The organism is Trueperella pyogenes, from assembly GCF_001070855.1.
GTDB classification, from domain to species: Bacteria; Actinomycetota; Actinomycetes; order Actinomycetales; family Actinomycetaceae; genus Pauljensenia; species Pauljensenia pyogenes_A.
Map to the genome: position 1 here is coordinate 30168 of NZ_JVLH01000014.1, position 16411 is coordinate 46578.

11 protein-coding genes and 2 tRNA genes are annotated in these 16411 nt (G+C 58.3%); 11 read left to right on the top strand and 2 right to left on the bottom strand.

The features are described from left to right. Positions 1-47: 47 nt before the first annotated feature. Positions 48-1178: an ABC transporter ATP-binding protein gene (locus ADG72_RS07105; protein ID WP_048713871.1), complete on the bottom strand. Its 1131-nt coding sequence runs from the start codon at positions 1176-1178 to the stop codon at positions 48-50. 209 nt (positions 1179-1387) lie between these two features. Between ADG72_RS07105 and ADG72_RS07110 the strand changes: the two genes are divergently transcribed. The 8 genes from ADG72_RS07110 (at position 1388) to ADG72_RS07145 (ending at position 11055) form a co-directional block, all read left to right on the top strand. Then, the gene (locus ADG72_RS07110; RefSeq protein WP_048713874.1) at positions 1388-3268 is read left to right on the top strand and encodes a serine/threonine-protein kinase; all 1881 of its coding nucleotides are present in this window, start codon (positions 1388-1390) and stop codon (positions 3266-3268) included. Positions 3269-3410: 142 nt separating this feature from the next. Beyond that, complete coding sequence (locus ADG72_RS07115) at positions 3411-4262, top strand: DsbA family protein (RefSeq protein ID WP_239667694.1); 852 nt, start codon at positions 3411-3413, stop codon at positions 4260-4262. A 229-nt stretch (positions 4263-4491) separates the two neighbouring features. Further along, positions 4492-4567: transfer RNA gene (locus ADG72_RS07120), tRNA-Thr, on the top strand. A gap of 249 nt (positions 4568-4816) precedes the next feature. Further along, the gene (locus tag ADG72_RS07125) at positions 4817-5104 is read left to right on the top strand and encodes an SdpI family protein (RefSeq protein WP_275043136.1); all 288 of its coding nucleotides are present in this window, start codon (positions 4817-4819) and stop codon (positions 5102-5104) included. A 203-nt stretch (positions 5105-5307) separates the two neighbouring features. Further along, a complete protein-coding gene (locus tag ADG72_RS07130; protein ID WP_048713884.1) occupies positions 5308-6990 on the top strand; it encodes an FAD-dependent oxidoreductase in 1683 nt (560 codons plus the stop codon). Beyond that, positions 6987-7292, top strand: coding sequence for a metal-sensitive transcriptional regulator (locus ADG72_RS07135; protein ID WP_048713887.1), 306 nt, complete (start codon positions 6987-6989; stop codon positions 7290-7292). Before ADG72_RS07130 ends, ADG72_RS07135 begins: the two co-directional genes overlap by 4 nt. Positions 7293-7387: 95 nt before the next feature. Further along, a complete protein-coding gene (locus ADG72_RS08840; protein ID WP_048713890.1) occupies positions 7388-7567 on the top strand; it encodes a hypothetical protein in 180 nt (59 codons plus the stop codon). Positions 7568-7731: 164 nt separating this feature from the next. Then, a complete protein-coding gene (locus ADG72_RS07145) occupies positions 7732-11055 on the top strand; it encodes an RICIN domain-containing protein (RefSeq protein WP_239667695.1) in 3324 nt (1107 codons plus the stop codon). Positions 11056-11144: 89 nt separating this feature from the next. Here ADG72_RS07145 and ADG72_RS07150 read toward each other — a convergent pair whose 3' ends face one another. Continuing rightward, positions 11145-11831 (bottom strand): uracil-DNA glycosylase, encoded by a 687-nt coding sequence (locus tag ADG72_RS07150; protein ID WP_048713895.1) that lies wholly within the window; start codon positions 11829-11831, stop codon positions 11145-11147. 121 nt (positions 11832-11952) lie between these two features. On the opposite strand from ADG72_RS07150, the gene ADG72_RS07155 reads away from it, so the two are divergent. From ADG72_RS07155 to rpoB, 3 genes are all read left to right on the top strand, one after another. After that, positions 11953-12531 (top strand): LytR C-terminal domain-containing protein, encoded by a 579-nt coding sequence (locus ADG72_RS07155; protein ID WP_080978684.1) that lies wholly within the window; start codon positions 11953-11955, stop codon positions 12529-12531. Positions 12532-12597: 66 nt separating this feature from the next. Continuing rightward, positions 12598-12671 (top strand) — tRNA-Ile (locus ADG72_RS07160). A 250-nt stretch (positions 12672-12921) separates the two neighbouring features. Next, positions 12922-16407 (top strand): DNA-directed RNA polymerase subunit beta, encoded by a 3486-nt coding sequence (gene rpoB, locus ADG72_RS07165; RefSeq protein ID WP_048713897.1) that lies wholly within the window; start codon positions 12922-12924, stop codon positions 16405-16407. Positions 16408-16411 lie beyond the last annotated feature (4 nt).

A 16411-nucleotide genomic window follows, 5' to 3' on the forward strand; every position in this document is an offset into this window, starting at 1 on the left:
TGGTTGCGGGCCCCGTGTGAGCCGTTTGAATGATCAGAAACTCTTGATCACTCGGGCAGACGATCGCCGGTGGATGCAGAGAAGTTGTGCTGCTGTCCAGCCTTGATGCGAGTGTGGATCACGCCGCCGGGCTTCGGAGCGGTACGCGGAGGAACGCGGACGATCAGCTGCTCGCCCTTTCCTTCGTTGCCCGAACCCAGACCGTGGCCGGAGTCTGCGCCTGCGAGGTGGCCGTAGATGTAGGCATCTGAGCCCAGTTCCTCAACGAATTCAACTTCGATCGGAATGGTGTTCTCGGTGTCCTCAGAAACAACCTCGAGGCCCTCGGGACGGAAGCCGATCGTGATCTTGCCTTCGTCCTCGGGAACCATGGCATCCAGGGTTGCCTGCGACAGCGGAACCTCTGCGGTGCCAAGCTTTGCAACGTTGCCCTCGACCTTGAACTTGCCCAGGTTCATGGCGGGGGAGCCGATGAAGCCTGCAACGAATTCGTTGGCCGGGTGCTCGTACATTTCCTGAGGAGTTCCGACCTGCTGGAGCAGACCGTTGTTCAGAACCGCGATGCGGTCACCCATGGTCAGAGCTTCGGTCTGGTCGTGGGTCACGTACACGGTGGTGACGCCCAGCTCACGCTGCAGCGAAGCAATCTGGGTACGGGTCTGGACACGCAGCTTGGCATCCAAGTTGGACAGAGGCTCATCCATGAGGAAGACCTGAGGCTTACGGACAATTGCACGGCCCATTGCCACACGCTGACGCTGACCACCGGAAAGTGCCTTCGGCTTACGATCCAAGTAGGGCTCCAAGTCGAGAATGCGTGCTGCTTCCTCAACGCGCTGAGCAATCTCAGCCTTGGGGGTGCCTGCGATCTTCAGTGCGAAGCCCATGTTCTCGCGAACGGTCATGTGCGGGTACAGAGCGTAGTTCTGGAACACCATTGCGATGTCGCGGTTCTTCGGCTGTACGTCGGTGACGTCCTTATCGCCAATGAAGATACGGCCGGAGTTCACGTCTTCAAGACCTGCGAGCATTCGCAGGGACGTGGACTTGCCACAACCGGAAGGACCGACGAGAACCAGGAATTCGCCATCCTGGATCTCAAGATCGAGCTGATCGACTGCTGGCTTGTCAGACCCGGGATAGATTCGGGTCGCCTTGTCGAAAGTTACAGTTGCCATATTGAACCTCCACCGGCGGTACGTGCCGGACGATCCTTTGTAGAGACCAGACGACAGCGTCTTCACTGCCGCCGCGCTTGCCCCACATCAGATGTGAAGTTCGCACTCGCTCACCATAGCACCGCTTGTCGTACAAATTCCAGCCCCATTTGTTGTCGACAGCGCACGTGAGGCCTGAAATTCGTCAACCATTCGCTAGGCTTGGGGTGATGCGTGAGCAAGACATGATTGGTGGGTACCGCCTTCTCAAGCGCCTGGGCGCGGGAGGCGCTGCCACCGTGTGGCTTGCCTGTGACGAGGCCGGAGAACGCGTTGCGTTAAAAATCCTTCACCCCGCCTTGGCTGCCGATGAGGACTATCGCGAGCGTCTCCTACGTGAGGCTCGGACGGTTAACTCGATTCGCGGTGGAGGGGTTGCGCACATCTTAGATATTGAGATCGATGCCACCCAGCCCTTCGTCGTCAGTGAATACATTCCCGGTCCGACACTGTCTGAACTTCTTTCCAGAGGAGCACTGAATATCGGTGGTGTTGCCGCAATCGGTGGTGCCCTTGCTCAAACGCTTGAAGATGTTCATGCGCGCCGAATCATTCATCGCGACGTCAAAGCCTCCAATGTCATCTGTTCGCCTCGTGGCCCCGTGCTCATTGACTTCGGTATCGCGATGGGACAGGACGAGGCTCGGCTGACCCAAACCGGCCTCGTTTCCGGTACCGCGGGCTATACCGCACCCGAATTGCTCAGGGGAGGGCGGGCCTCGGCGGCTACAGACTGGTGGGGCTGGACGGCAACTCTGCTGACTGCGCTCACCGGGCGTCCCCCCTATGGGGAAGGCGCGACAGAAGGGATTTTGGACCGAGTCCTTAGGGGCGAACCCGATACGCGAGGACTTGATCCGCGAGTTGCCTCGCTCATGCGCATGGCTCTGCATCCCGACCCTCATGTGCGCCCAAGCCCCGATCAGGTTGTTCGAGATCTGGCACAGTGGGGTAGGTTCCGCCTCGGTGACATGGCGGTCTATGGCGGCTCGATGGCGTGGGAAGGCCTCAATTGGGCCCGTCTTCTTGCGCCTGTAACCTCCTCGCAGGCACCTACTGTGGTGGCCGGCCTGAGTGAGCAAAATGAAGGCGAAGAGCGCTTTGTCTCTGACCAAGATCGCACTTCGGTCCTTGATCCTTCAGAGGCGGATGCGACTCGCGTAATGGAGAGCGGTTACGCAGAGGATCCCTCCTATGTCGATCCCGAGGCCACGCAGGTGTATCCCCAGACCGTTGCCGACTCGCGGGGCTGGGAAGGCCAAAGCGGGGGAGGGGAAACTGCTTATTTGCCTCCCGTTGCGCCAACGGCCTCGTCGATGGGAACAAGCTATCTTCCCGCAGAGGATGGCTACCGTCAGGCGGCAATCCCTCCGAATGTCGAGTTCGTGACCGAACAACGTCATTACGAGTGGCAGCACCTGAAAACAGCGAATTTCATTGGACTCATCGCGCTGGCTGTGCTTGCTCCTGCACCTATATATATGGGGATGAGCGGGCTCATCCTTGTCGGCGTGATCACTGCTATTTTCGCGGTGTTGGGCGGTGCATACAGATGGCGTGAAAACCGCCGGATCCGCAATCAAGAGGTTCGTTCGAGTGACAACTGGGCAGCTCTGGGAATGCTTCCCTTCACGGGACTCGGAGCAATACTGTCGACGGCAATTGGCCTTTTCCCAGGGACGGCATTGGCTTGGGGGCAGTGGGTTCTCTTCTCACGAGATTTCTACGCAGAGATCGGCTGGTCAATTTACTCGGGCTTTTTTGCAACTAGGTTGGGAAATCCCGGCATTTCGTGGTTCCCTCTGGTCGTAACTGGGCAAACACCCATTCACTCTGATTCCTGGCTAGCAATGAATCCATCCTGGGTTCTGCTGACGTGGGTGCTGACAACGATTTCCCTGTGGGGGATGTGGGTGATGCCAACGGGGCGTCCGCTGCGTACTGGCCTGAGCGTGGCGGTGCGGGTCTGTGCGCCGCGAGTGTGGATGCAGGTCATTCTTGGGCTGATTGGTGTGCTCGCAATTGCTCTTATTCTCGCGGGAAATTTCTAACTGAGCGGTTATAGATCGTCCGCGGGGGGACGGTTATGTCAATGACCTTCTGGAATTAAACGCGTAGCATCAGCGTTGGCATTGTGCGTCGGTGAGTAATGCTCGCTAGGCTTGGATGCACATCAACAGAAAGGCCCAGACAATGGCAAAGCCGTCTCGCTCGCAGGAAGTGCGTGAGAAAGCTCAGCAACTGCGTGAGCAACAGGCACGTGCGGATCGCCGAACCCGAAACATCATCATCGGACTGGTCGTACTGATTCTTGTTGTGATCATTGGCGCGATCGCTGCGGTGATCATTCAGTCGAACCACAAGAAGGCTCAGGATAGCCAAGCTGCGACCGCGACCATCGGTTCCTACGGGGACGGCGGACCGATTGTGCTTTCTCACTTGGGCATTGGCAAGGTCGACGAGTCCCTTCCGACGCTGACGGAATACTTTGATTACTCCTGCCACGTCTGCGCAGCCTATGACGTTGCCTTCGGTGAACAAGCCACTCAAGATGCTCTCGATGGCAAATTCAATATCAAGTACCAGCCGGTGAATACGGTGAAGGCGCCCTATCAGTACGCCGCAACCACCGCTTCTTTGATCGCCGCGCAGAAGGTCGATGCTCAGACCTGGGGCAGGTTCCACAATGCGCTTCTTGCCTACTTCAATGAGGCCTACAACTCGGGTAACGGCTCCGTTGTTCAGGACCTGTCGAAGTCAGCCAAGCAGGTCAAGACCATTGCATCGCAGGTTGGAATTCCCGAGGATGTTGTGAATTCCTTCCCCGAGAATGGCGTTGATGAATACCTGACCAAGACCACTCAGGCGTGGGGAAATGCCACCTACGAGGGGCGCAGTCCCAATTCCTTGGGTACTCCCGAGTTCGTCATCAATGACAAGACTGCTCTGGACTTCTCGAAGCTTGGCGTGACCACGGTTGATGGTATCTACCCGGTAATTCAGCAGCAGCTTGCTGCCGCGGGACCGGCGTCCGCTTCGAAGTGAGGGCAAGGTGATCCCCTAGGGTGATCGCGCTTTGGATCTCGAATGTTAGGGCGCGTGCGTGACCTAGTCGCGTGCGCGCCCTTTCTTTGTAGCTGTGGGGAGGACTGCTGGCGCGTAGCGTTTTTGTATTGATGCGCAGCTTGTTTTGAGCGCCTCAGGGTGGCGTGTGAGCCACATTGCGATTTTTAATTCGTCTTTGCGGCCTCAGTCATGGCACACTATGTGGGTTGCCACCTTAGCTCAGTTGGTAGAGCACCCGCCTTGTAAGCGGACGGTCGTCGGTTCGAGTCCGACAGGTGGCTCCATTTTTTTATCCGGGAGACCGACTCCTCTTTTTCCCTGTGTTTTCAAGCTTTCGAAATGTTTTTGAATCTCATAAATTTAGGTTGTCGAAGCAGCAATTGCTCCGTTGGCGCGGTAAATTTGCAATTGTCGATCCAGATCACGCAAAGGCGCGCCTAGTTGACAGGAGAGAGATGGACGGACTCATCTCATTTGGTCTAGGACTCTTAACGTTTGTTGCAGCATTCTGCTTGGCTGGTCTAGCGCGAGCGATGCGAAATGACAAGTTGCCTCCGAATATGTGGGCGGGAATCAGGACGAAGGCGGCATCAGAGTCGGAGTCGTCCTGGTATCGGGTTCAACGAGCAGGTTCAGTCCCAGTCATTTGCTTAGCAGTTGCTTATGTAGATTCAGGTTTACTCTTCATTATTCAAGGAATCTATCACGAGATCATTTCTCCGCTCATTCCGGTAGGTGTGTTTAGCGCGCAAAGTCTCGTCGGAATTATATGGATATACATGGCGAGCCGTGACTCCGATCCATCGCAAAAGTCGGAGTAGAACCAGTGAGGTCTCCGAAAGAATTAAGGGAAAAATGAATTCGGCCATCGTTGTGCCCCAAAAATATTGAGTCAGGAGGAGAGAGTTTTCTCGAAGGCTGTGGAGTCTGCTGTATGTGGTGAAACTTTGTTTCCCAATACCCCCCGGGGTATTCTTGGGGGAGGCAAAGAAGACATTCCACCGAGCCAGAAAGTAAGCCGAACATGCGAGTTGTAGTCGTCGGAGGAGTCGCGGGTGGTATGAGCGCGGCGGCGCGCCTGCGCAGGCGCGACGAGGGTGCCGAGATCATCGTGTTGGAGCGCAGCAAATACGTGTCATTCGCGAACTGCGGGCTCCCTTACTACGTTGGCGGCGAGATCGAAGACCCCGCCAAGCTCCTCCTCCACACCCCGCAAACCCTCAAGGCTGCGCTCAACCTCGACGTGCGCATCAACTCCGAGGTCACGGCGATCAACCCCGGCGCGCACAGTGTCCAGGTCGCGAACTCGGAGACCGGAGAGGCCTACGCGCTTACCTACGATCACCTGATCCTCTCCCCGGGCGGCCTCGCCAGTCTGCCCCCTATCGGCGGCCTCGACTCTCCGCGGGTGCACACGCTGCGCACGGTCGACGACGCGCTCGCCCTGCGCGAGGCCTCGGGAACGCGAGCCGTTGTCCTGGGTGCCGGCTTCATCGGCATCGAGGCCACCGAGGCCCTCGCGCAGCGAGGCTTCGAGACCCACCTCGTCGAGTACGCCGAACACGTCCTGCCGCCCCTCGAGGTCGAGATGGCCACGCTGGTCACGCAGGAGCTGCGCGGCCTCGGCGTGCGCCTCCATGCAGGCGTTGCCGCCCAGTCCGTCACCCACGGCGACGATCAAGACTGGGTGACACTCTCCGACGGAACCGAGCTGAGTGCCGACGTCATCGTCCTGTCAACTGGAGTCCGCCCCGACACCGCCTTCGCCGAGGCCGCGGGCATCGAGACCAGCCGCGGCTACATCCTCGTCGACGAGCATGGGCGCACCAGCGCGGATGGCATCTACGCGGTCGGCGACGGCACGATGGGTCGCGACCATGACCGCCCCCTCGCCCTGGCCGGACCTGCGAACCGCGGGGGACGCCTCGTCGCTGACGCTATTGCCGACGCCGAACAAGGCGAGGCCACCGCGCGCCCCATCCCGAAGCCTCAGGGCACCGCGATCATTCGGATCGGCGGACTTACCGCCGCCATGACCGGCGCTAACCGCCAGGCCCTCGATGCCTCGGGCGCGGAGTATTTCACGGTGCACACACACGCCAACCAACACGCGGGCTATTTCCCCGGCGCCAAGCCCGTGCACATCCTCATGCACGTGTGCTCCGACGGCCGGATTCTCGGCGCGCAGGCCGTGGGCACCGACGGTGTGGACCGCCGCATCGACGTCATTGCGACCGCCATGCGGGCCGGCCTGAAGGCGACGGATCTCATCGACCTGGACCTCGCCTACGCCCCGCCCTACGGCCAGGCCAAGGACCCCGTCAACCAGACCGGAATGGTCGCGCAAAACGTACTGGCCGGCGAGCTTGTCCTCACCGGTCCGGACGCTCTAACCGAGGATATGCCAGTCCTCGACGTACGCGCGGCGGGGGAGTATGCGGCTGGGCACATGCCCAACTCACTCAACATTCCGCACACCCAGCTGCGCGACCGCCTCGATGAAGTCCGCTCTTGGGTCGATGAGAAGGCCAGCGACCAGCCTTTCGTTGTCATGTGCGCGGCGGGCGTGCGCTCTTGGATTGGCTACCGCATCGTGCGCCACGCGGGCTTCAATGTGACCATGCTGTCGGGCGGCATCCAGACGCTGCGAGCGTGGCTCGGCGATCGGGCCGAGGCCGTCCTCGTCACGGGGGAAGGACGCTCATGACGGCGCGCAAGCAGGTCATCAATCGCCTCAAGCGTGCTCGCGGGCAGCTCGACAGCCTCATCGACCATATCGAGAGTGGAGATGCGAACTGTCGGGATGTGCTGACCCAGTTCGCGGCCGTTAACTCCGCGATAAAACGCGCTAGCTACCTCGCGGTTGCGACGATCATGTCGCAGTGTGTGCTCGAGGATTCCAGCCTCGACAACGATGATGTGCCGACAGCCGAAGCGGAAGAATCTCTAGTCAAAACTGGGAGCATCTCGATCGAAGAACTTGAGCAATTGTTCCTCCGGCTAGGCTGATGCGACAAAGCAATCAGCCTGCCTAGAAAAACCTCATAACACCATGCAGCGGATCCGCTGACGGATTCGAGGCCCGATCAACGAAGGAGACAATCATGTGTCGACCCACCACCTGTGAGGTATGCGGAAAGACCACCTGGAAGGGCTGCGGCAAGCACATTGACTCGGTGAGGGAACAAGTGTCCCCGGATCAGTGGTGCGATAAGGACCATACCGAAGAGGAGTATGCCGCCGCGAAGAAGAAACGCGGTTTCTTCGGTAGCCTCTGCAGCTAGCCCTCGGCTCTTCTCGCATCGCCGCGGACCGTGCATGTCGTGTTCTCCGACACATTGATTGATTGATCAACTTACCTTCTCTTTCATCGGTAGAATCAACCCAATTCTTCCCTTCTATTTGGACGTATTCCCGGCGTCCGTGCCCCCGAAGGATGGGTTTGATCATGCATCATCAACACGCTCGAGTGCGTTCTGCCTCGATTCGAAAGCTGTCTCTTACCGCTTTGCTCACCGGCGCGCTTGTATGCGGAGCAGGTTTAGCTCCCGCTCTAGCGGAGCCAGCCTCTCCCACTCCCTCTCCCGAGGCCTCGGCGACCACCGGAACAGAAGCGCCCCCGGCGACCAGCGAGGCCTCTCCTCTACCCTCCGCCCGCAGCGGTCAGGATCGGGCGGCTCGCGGAGCGACTGCCTCGTCGGATATGTCCCTGACCAATGAACGCAATACGACGGATGTCGTCATTGAGCTCCCCGAGGGCGAAGCTGGCAAAGAACTCCGCGAAAGTGCGGATACTGTGCACCTGCGCGCAACAATGAGCTACCGCGGGAAAGTGACGCGCGAAATTGATCAGCGGATCTCATTGAAGGACTTCACTGACGACTACTACATTCTCGACTTCAAGAACTTCGGGAAGTTCACTGTCGAACTTTCGACCGAGAAAAATGGAGCGGTAGTCCGTAAATTCCCAAAGCGCACAGTTGGTGTGACCGCCGATAGCTACGTGCTTGCTCCAGTCAGTGCGACACTTCCCGTCGCGATGTTTTCGCTGAACCTTTGGGGTAAGGATTCGCTTCGGCGAATCGGCCCTGTCATCGCCATGTTCGAGCGGCCCAATGCCTATGACTGGAATGCGCTGCCTGGCCCAAGAGCTCCAGAGAATGGAGTTTATGCGCTTCCTTACCTGAGTGAACGTGAGAACGCCTTCCAGCCTGGCGGTTTCGACGAGGCCGCGCAGCAGTTCCGTGATCGCATCGATGTCTTTGCCGATTACGTGCGTGACCTACGAGAACTGGATCCTTCTTCTGCTTTCCACCTTTACTCGGTGGATATGTTCCCCAATATGGTCCAGAAGGTCATCTATGCGAACCGGATCCCTCAAGACCAGTACACGATCAACCTCATGACCGATGGGGCGTATTCCTACGTTAAGTTTGCCGATCTCTATCAAGGATCAAACCCGCGAGGAACGCACGAGCGCTTGCTTCGCGAGTGGAAAGAAATGAAGGAACACGCCTACGCCAATGGGAGTGCTGATGCGAAGGCATCCGACCAGGGGAGCACCGCTGACTATCTGTGGGCACTGGTTGATTCTGAGCCGAATGCACACTGGTGGCTGGCTCGCCCGAAGCTCTTGAGTACTTCTGGAGATGGGAACGCTTTTGCAACCCAGGTTCAAAAGTCCCCAAAGGTTCGAGGCGTTAATATCTCACAGCTGCTGAGTGCGAATATCAAGCCCTCGAAGGAAGCGACCGAGCAGTTTAAGGCCCTCTATAACTTCAACGATGGGTACTTCAGTGCCGCGGAACGTGAGGGGAAGGATGTCCTTCTGCTTCTTGGAACGATTCATCCCAATGAACAGGGCTTCGAAGACTATGCCCGCTTTACGAAGAGCTACTACGGGGATCGCTACGCCTACTACTACAAGGGGCACCCAGCGACGCCCACGGAAATGTCAGTTCCCAAGCAAGAACAACTCAAGCGCCTGGGAATGGATGATGTCGATGCCTCCATTGCGGCGGAATTGATTCTGTTCTTTAACCCGGGAATTGATATTGCCGGTTATCAGTCCTCAACTTTTGAGTCGACCCAGCCTGGGCGTTCGAAGGGGGTGTTTAACTACACCAAGGGTGAAGCCATGGCGAAGGCCGATTCACCCTACCGTGACCTCGACTTCTGGATTGTCCCGATCGATCGGGCGTGGGACCAGCTGAAGCGCTTGTGTCCAGGTGGACACAGCTGCTATCAGGTGGAGTTTTCTGACGCGATCGCCGCGAGCGAAGGTTATACGCACGCGCTGTGGGATGCCACTGATTCTGTCATCGTCTACTACAAGAAGCAGGGGGATCGTTTCGAGAAGGTCCGCAGTCAAGATGCGATCGGTGAAAAGTCCTCGGTAGAGCCGGGGGAGTACTTCATTAAGTCAGCGCTCGCGGATCACTTGGTTCTGGATGTCCCCGGTGCTAGCCGCGATGATGGTGCGAATGTCCAGCTGTGGGACGCTAATCGAAGCGATGCCCAGAAGTGGCGCGTTTCTTATGATTCGCAGGGACTTGCGACCATCACCAATGTTGCCTCGGGCAAGGTGCTTGATGCCCAATGGGCTTCCTCGCGTCCTGGGACAAATGTTGATCAGTGGAGTTCGAATGGCACGCGTGCGCAGAAGTGGCGCATTACTTCGGGCAATCAGGGCCGAATGAAGATCGTCTCCGCTTTGGATCCCGCAATCGTTTTGGATGTTGCGGCGGCCAATGCTTCAGCGGGCGCGAATGTTGGCTTGTGGAATGCAAATGGTTCTGATGCCCAGGAATTTTCATTCATTCCGACGCAGCCCAAGGTTTCCTCCGCGGGTCAGGCAGATATCACCCCCGGTTACTACGAGCTGGCAAGCGTCGTTGATCCCACGAAGGGGATTGATCTGAAAGACTTCGCGATGAACAACGGGGCCCGACTTCAGTTGTGGGGCTCAAGCAAGACCGATAATCAGATCTGGAAAATTAGCCGTGAATCTGACGGCTTCTACCGATTGGTGAATACCTGGTCGAATAAGTCCTTGGATTCCACTGATGGCACTCCGATTCCTGGTACTGAGCTCCAACTGTGGGATACGGACACGTCGAATATGAACCAGAAGTGGGCAATCTTCTCGGTGACGGGAGGTGCGTATATGCTCCGCAACGTTGGGACCGGTCTGGTTGTCAATCTCCGCTGGGGACAAGCGCGTAATGGTATGGGCATTGACGGTTACCTGGCCAATGGAACAACCTCTCAGCAGTGGCGTCTGAACCCGGTCCAAGGACCTCAAGAGATCCTGGACCAGTGGGCGAAGGAGAACCGCAACTTAGTTCCTGATGGTGAGTATCAGATCCGTCCAGTTGTTGCCCCGAATAATCGTGTCGAGGTCCAATGGGCATCTCGGGACGCGGGAGCTCGTGTGTGGTCGTACCAGTCCAACGGAAGTGCAGCACAGAAGTGGCGTGTCAGTCACGATGACAAGGGCTACGTGACTTTGACCAACGTGGCTTCCGGGAAAGTCTTGGATGTCTTCGCGGCGTGGAAGAATTGGCCGGCTCGGGTGAATCAGCAGCCCTCGAACTCCTCCGCGGCTCAAAAGTGGGTCATCCAAGAGCGAGGCGGCCATAAAGTGCTTGTTTCGGCCCTCTCACCCATGTTGGTCCTTGATCTTGAAGGTGGGCGTAGTCAGAACGAAACAACGGTTGACCTCTATCAGGACAATGGAAGTTTGGCCCAGCGCTTTGATTTCTTGAAGTAGCCAGCCGCTCGGCCAAAACATCGGGGTGCGTTCGCGTCACTATGCGCGAGCGCACCCCTGTTTGTTGTGCGTGTCCGGGACGGCGAAACCTACGGCAATCTCCAGTCCACCGGCACTGCTCCCTGCTTCTCGAGCAGAGTATTTGCGCGAGAGAAGGGACGCGAGCCAAAGAAGCCGCGGCGCGCTGACAGGGGAGAGGGGTGCGCAGACTCGATGACTGGCGTGGATCCCAATTGCTCGCGCAGAGATTGCGCATCGCGCCCCCACAAAATTGCGACCAGAGGCAGTGGGTTCCCGGATGTATCCCTGCGGTTAACCAAAGCATCAATTGCGCAGGAGGTGACTTCCTCCCAGCCCATCTTTCGATGAGAACCGGCCTGTCCGGGCCTGACCGTCAGTACCCTGTTAAGCAGGCATACTCCCTGACGAGACCATGGCCGCAGATCGCCGCTCGTGGGCATGGGAATGCCGACGTCAGTGGTGAGCTCCTTGAAGATATTGCGCAGCGAGGCCGGGAAAGGAATCCCCGGTGCGACCGAGAAACTCAAGCCAATTGCGTGTCCGGGAGTGGGGTAGGGGTCCTGCCCGACAATGAGCACCTTCACCTGGTCAAGAGGATAGGTAAAGGCTCTCAAGACATCGCTACCGGCGGGAAGATAGCCATGCCCGGCCTCGATCTCCCGACGCAACTGAGCTCCCAATTCATGGATTTTTCCCTCAACCGGTGCCAGTGCCCGCGCCCAAGAGGGATCGATAACCGTATCCAAAGATTCCACGCACCTACTGTAACCGCAGGCGTGCTCAGGCACGGCCTCGACAATGGGAGGCGTTCAGGGAAATCTAAGGCACGCGGGCAGGGACTATGCGGGAGCGGGGGTATTTCGCTACTCTGAAGCCGTGACTTCACAGTATCCAAAGGACGAATTTGACCGCGCCGGCGAAGACATGCCCCAGGGCATGCACCTTCAGCAGCCCTCGCGATGGAAGAGCGTATGGCCTTTCCTTGCGGTGCTGGTGATTGTTCCCGCTGCCGCGTGGGGGATCAGCCACATCCTGACCTCGGGCGGTGCTCAGCAGAAGACGACCACAAGCGTCTCGACGACCGCAGCAACGAGCCAGGCCCCCGCCGCCTCTGCGACTACCGAGGCCACCCAGACTCCTTCCGCGGCCCCAACGACCAGCGAGACTCCCTCTCCTTCGCCGTCGATTCCCGTGCGTCACTCCGCGAAGATTTCCGTGCTGAACGGAACCGGAACACAGGGACTGGCAGCGCAGAAGGTTTCCGCGCTTTCCTCCGCAGGCTTTGATGGCGCCACTGCAGCGAACGCACGCGGTTGGGATACCGAAGTAACGACCGTTTACTACGAGGATCCAAACCTCAAGGCCACTGCTGAAGAGGTCGCGAAGGTCCTTGGAATTAGCCGCGTGCAGCAGACGCAGACCGGCGACCCGGACGTCGTTGTCGTTCTGAAGTAGCGTTTATTAGCCGCTGAGCAAGGCTCGTGTTGCGCTGAAGGTGAGAGTTCGCGTTACACTTTCAGAGCCCCAATAGCTCAGTCGGTCAGAGCAGCGGACTCATAATCCGTGGGTCGTCGGTTCAAGCCCGACTTGGGGCACGGACCGCGTTCTGCGAAGAGTTTCAACGGCTGAAGTTGGACTGAGTGTCAGCTGAACGTGAGGTTGGACATATTCTCGTCCGTACATTGCACCCCTATATTCGTGTGCCTATTATGAGTATTTGCGCTTTATTGTGCCCGAGGTGACCCGTACCCATTCGCTGTAATAGGCGCTGGGCGGATGTGGACGGTGTCAGTTAATGGGCTAAAAGGCGTGTGCGCGCAATGAAAACGCAGGGAAGGACCCCCGTTGGCTGCAAGTACCAACACTGCCAACCAGCCCAAGAACCGCATTTCTTTCGCTAAGCTCCGCGAGCCCCTGCAGGCACCGAACCTGCTCGGCCTGCAGACCGAAAGCTTTGACTGGTTACTGGGAGACGATGCATGGAAAGCACGCGTGGATGCCGCAAAGGCTGCTGGACGCGTGGATGTTCCGGATGTTTCCGGCCTTGAAGAAATTTTCCAGGAGATCTCGCCGATTGAAGACGTGGCACGCACCATGTCTTTGTCGTTCCGTGATCACCGTTTGGAGCGACCGAAGTACTCGGTCGAAGAAGCAAAAGCTAAGGATTACACCTACTCGGCACCCATGTATGTGACCGCCGAGTTCATGAACTACAACACGGGTGAAATTAAGTCCCAGACCGTGTTCATGGGCGATTTCCCGCTCATGACCCCCCGTGGCACCTTCATTATCAATGGCACCGAGCGTGTCGTTGTCTCTCAGCTGGTCCGTTCTCCCGGTGTCTACTTCGAACGTACCTCGGATCGCGGTTCCGACAAGGAAATCTTCAACGCGAAGATCATCCCCAGCCGCGGTGCATGGCTGGAGTTCGAGATCGATAAGCGCGACGCTGTCGGCGTGCGTATCGACCGTAAGCGTAAGCAGTCGGTAACCCACTTCCTTAAGGCAATTGGCCTGACGGAAGGTGAGATTCGCGAGCAGTTCGCCGCATACCCGATTCTTCTTGAGACTCTTGAGAAGGACACCGCGCGTACCCGCGAAGAGGCACTGACCGATATCTACCGCAAGTTGCGCCCGGGTGAGCCCGCAAACGTCGAGGCCGCTGAAGCGCTCCTGCACAACTTCTACTTCGATCCCAAGCGCTACGACCTGGCAAAGGTCGGTCGCTACAAGATCAACAAGAAGCTCGCGGTTGATTCCCCCGAAGGCACCTCTGAACTGGTGCTCTCGATCAACGACATCGTTGCAACGGTGAAGTACCTGCTTGCTCTGCATGCAGGTGAGAAGACCTTCGCAGGCGTCCGCCACGGCGAGCCCGTCGAGGTTCGCGTCGAGTCCGACGACATCGACCACTTCGGTAACCGTCGTATTCGCGCCGTGGGTGAGCTGATTCAGGCTCAGGTTCGCACCGGTCTTGCTCGTATGGAGCGCACCGTCCGCGAACGTATGACCACTCAGGAAACGGACTCTATTACTCCGCAATCCCTGATCAACATTCGTCCCGTCGTTGCTGCAATCAAGGAGTTCTTCGGAACCTCTCAGCTGTCGCAGTTCATGGACCAGAACAACCCGCTGGCCGGTCTGACGCACAAGCGCCGTCTGTCGGCACTGGGCCCCGGTGGTCTGTCTCGCGATCGCGCCTCCATGGAGGTTCGTGACGTCCACCCCTCGCACTACGGTCGTATGTGCCCGATTGAAACCCCTGAAGGCCCGAACATTGGTCTGATCGGTTCGCTGGCAACCTTTGCTCGCATCAACCCCTTCGGTTTCATCGAGACCCCCTACCGTATTGTTCGCAACGGACAGGTGACCGACGAGGTCAAGTACCTGACCGCTGACGATGAAAAGGGACACTTCATCGCTCAGGCTTCTTCGCCTGTCGATGACGAGGGCCACTTCATTGATGAGCAGGTTCTGTGCCGTGTTGCAGGCGAGGACCCGACGCTGATCGCCCGTGATCGCGTGGATTACATGGACGTTTCCGCACGCCAGATGGTGTCTGTGGCAACCGCGTTCATTCCCTTCCTTGAGCACGATGACGCAAACCGAGCCCTGATGGGTGCGAACATGCAGCGTCAGGCTGTTCCCTTGCTCACCACGGAAGCGCCGCTGGTGGGTACCGGTATGGAACAGCGTGCCGCACATGACTCCGGTGAAATGGTCATCGCTCAGCACTCCGGTGTTGTCACCGAAGTTTCCGCCGACCTGGTCGTCGTGACCACGGACGAAGGTGGACGCGATACCTACCGCCTCGAAAAGTTCGAGCGCTCGAACCCCGGTAACTGCACCAACCAGCGCGTCATCGTTGATGAAGGCCAGCGCGTGGAGGTCGGCGATGTCCTCGCTGACGGCCCCGCTACCGACAACGGTGAAGTTGCACTGGGTAAGAACCTGCTGGTTGCTTACATGTCGTGGGAAGGCCTCAACTACGAGGATGCCATCATCCTGAGCCGTCGCGTTGTCGAAGACGATGTTCTGACCTCGATTCACATCGAAGAATATGAAGTCGACGCCCGCGAGACCAAGCTTGGTGAAGAAGAGATCACTCGCGATATTCCGAACGTTTCGGAAGAATCGCTGTCTGATCTTGACGAGCGCGGCATCATTCGTATTGGCGCCGAGGTCACCGCTGGCGACATCCTCGTCGGTAAGGTCACCCCGAAGGGTGAAACCGAGCTGACCTCCGAAGAGCGCCTGCTGCGCGCAATCTTCGGTGAGAAGGCCCGCGAGGTTCGTGATACCTCGCTGCGCGTTCCCCACGGTGAAGAGGGCATCGTTATTGGCGTTCGTGAATTCAACGACGACGAAGACGATCTCAACCCCGGCGTGCGTCAGACCGTTCGCGTCTATGTCGCACAGCGCCGCAAGATCACCATTGGTGACAAGATGGCAGGCCGTCACGGTAACAAGGGTGTCGTTTCCAAGATCCTCCCGGTCGAAGACATGCCCTTCCTCGAGGACGGAACCCCGGTTGATATCATCCTCAACCCGCTGGGTGTCCCCGGCCGTATGAACGTCGGTCAGGTCCTCGAGTTCCACCTCGGTTGGCTTGCCCACCAGGGTTGGGACGTTTCGGCAGCTGTCAAGGCCGGCGAAGAGTGGACCAAGCACCTGCCCAAGGACGGCATTACCGTTGCCCCCGAGACCCCCGTCGCGACCCCGGTCTTCGACGGCCTCGAGGCCGAAGAGCTCGCAGGTCTGCTGCGCAACGTCAACCCCAACCGCGATGGTGACGTTCTCACCAACGCCGAGGGCAAGGCGCGTCTCTTCGACGGTCGTTCCGGTGAACCCTTCCCGTACCCGATCGCAGTGGGCTACGCCTACATGCTCAAGCTGCACCACCTGGTTGACGACAAGATTCACGCTCGCTCGACCGGTCCGTACTCGATGATTACGCAGCAGCCCCTGGGTGGTAAGGCTCAATTCGGTGGCCAGCGCTTCGGTGAAATGGAAGTGTGGGCCCTGGAGGCGTACGGCGCTGCCTACGCACTGCAGGAACTGCTCACCATCAAGTCCGATGACACCACCGGACGTGTCAAGGTTTACGAGGCAATTGTTAAGGGCGAGGACATCCCCGAACCTGGCATCCCCGAATCCTTCCGTGTTCTGATCCAGGAAATGCGTTCGCTGTGCCTGAACGTCGAAGCTCTCGACGCAGCCGGCAACGTGATTGACCTGCGTGAAGAAGATGACGACTTCAATGCGCGTGAGGAACTGGGCATCACTCTTGATGCGCGTCCGAACGCCGCGGCGACCATCGATGCGATCTGATAAG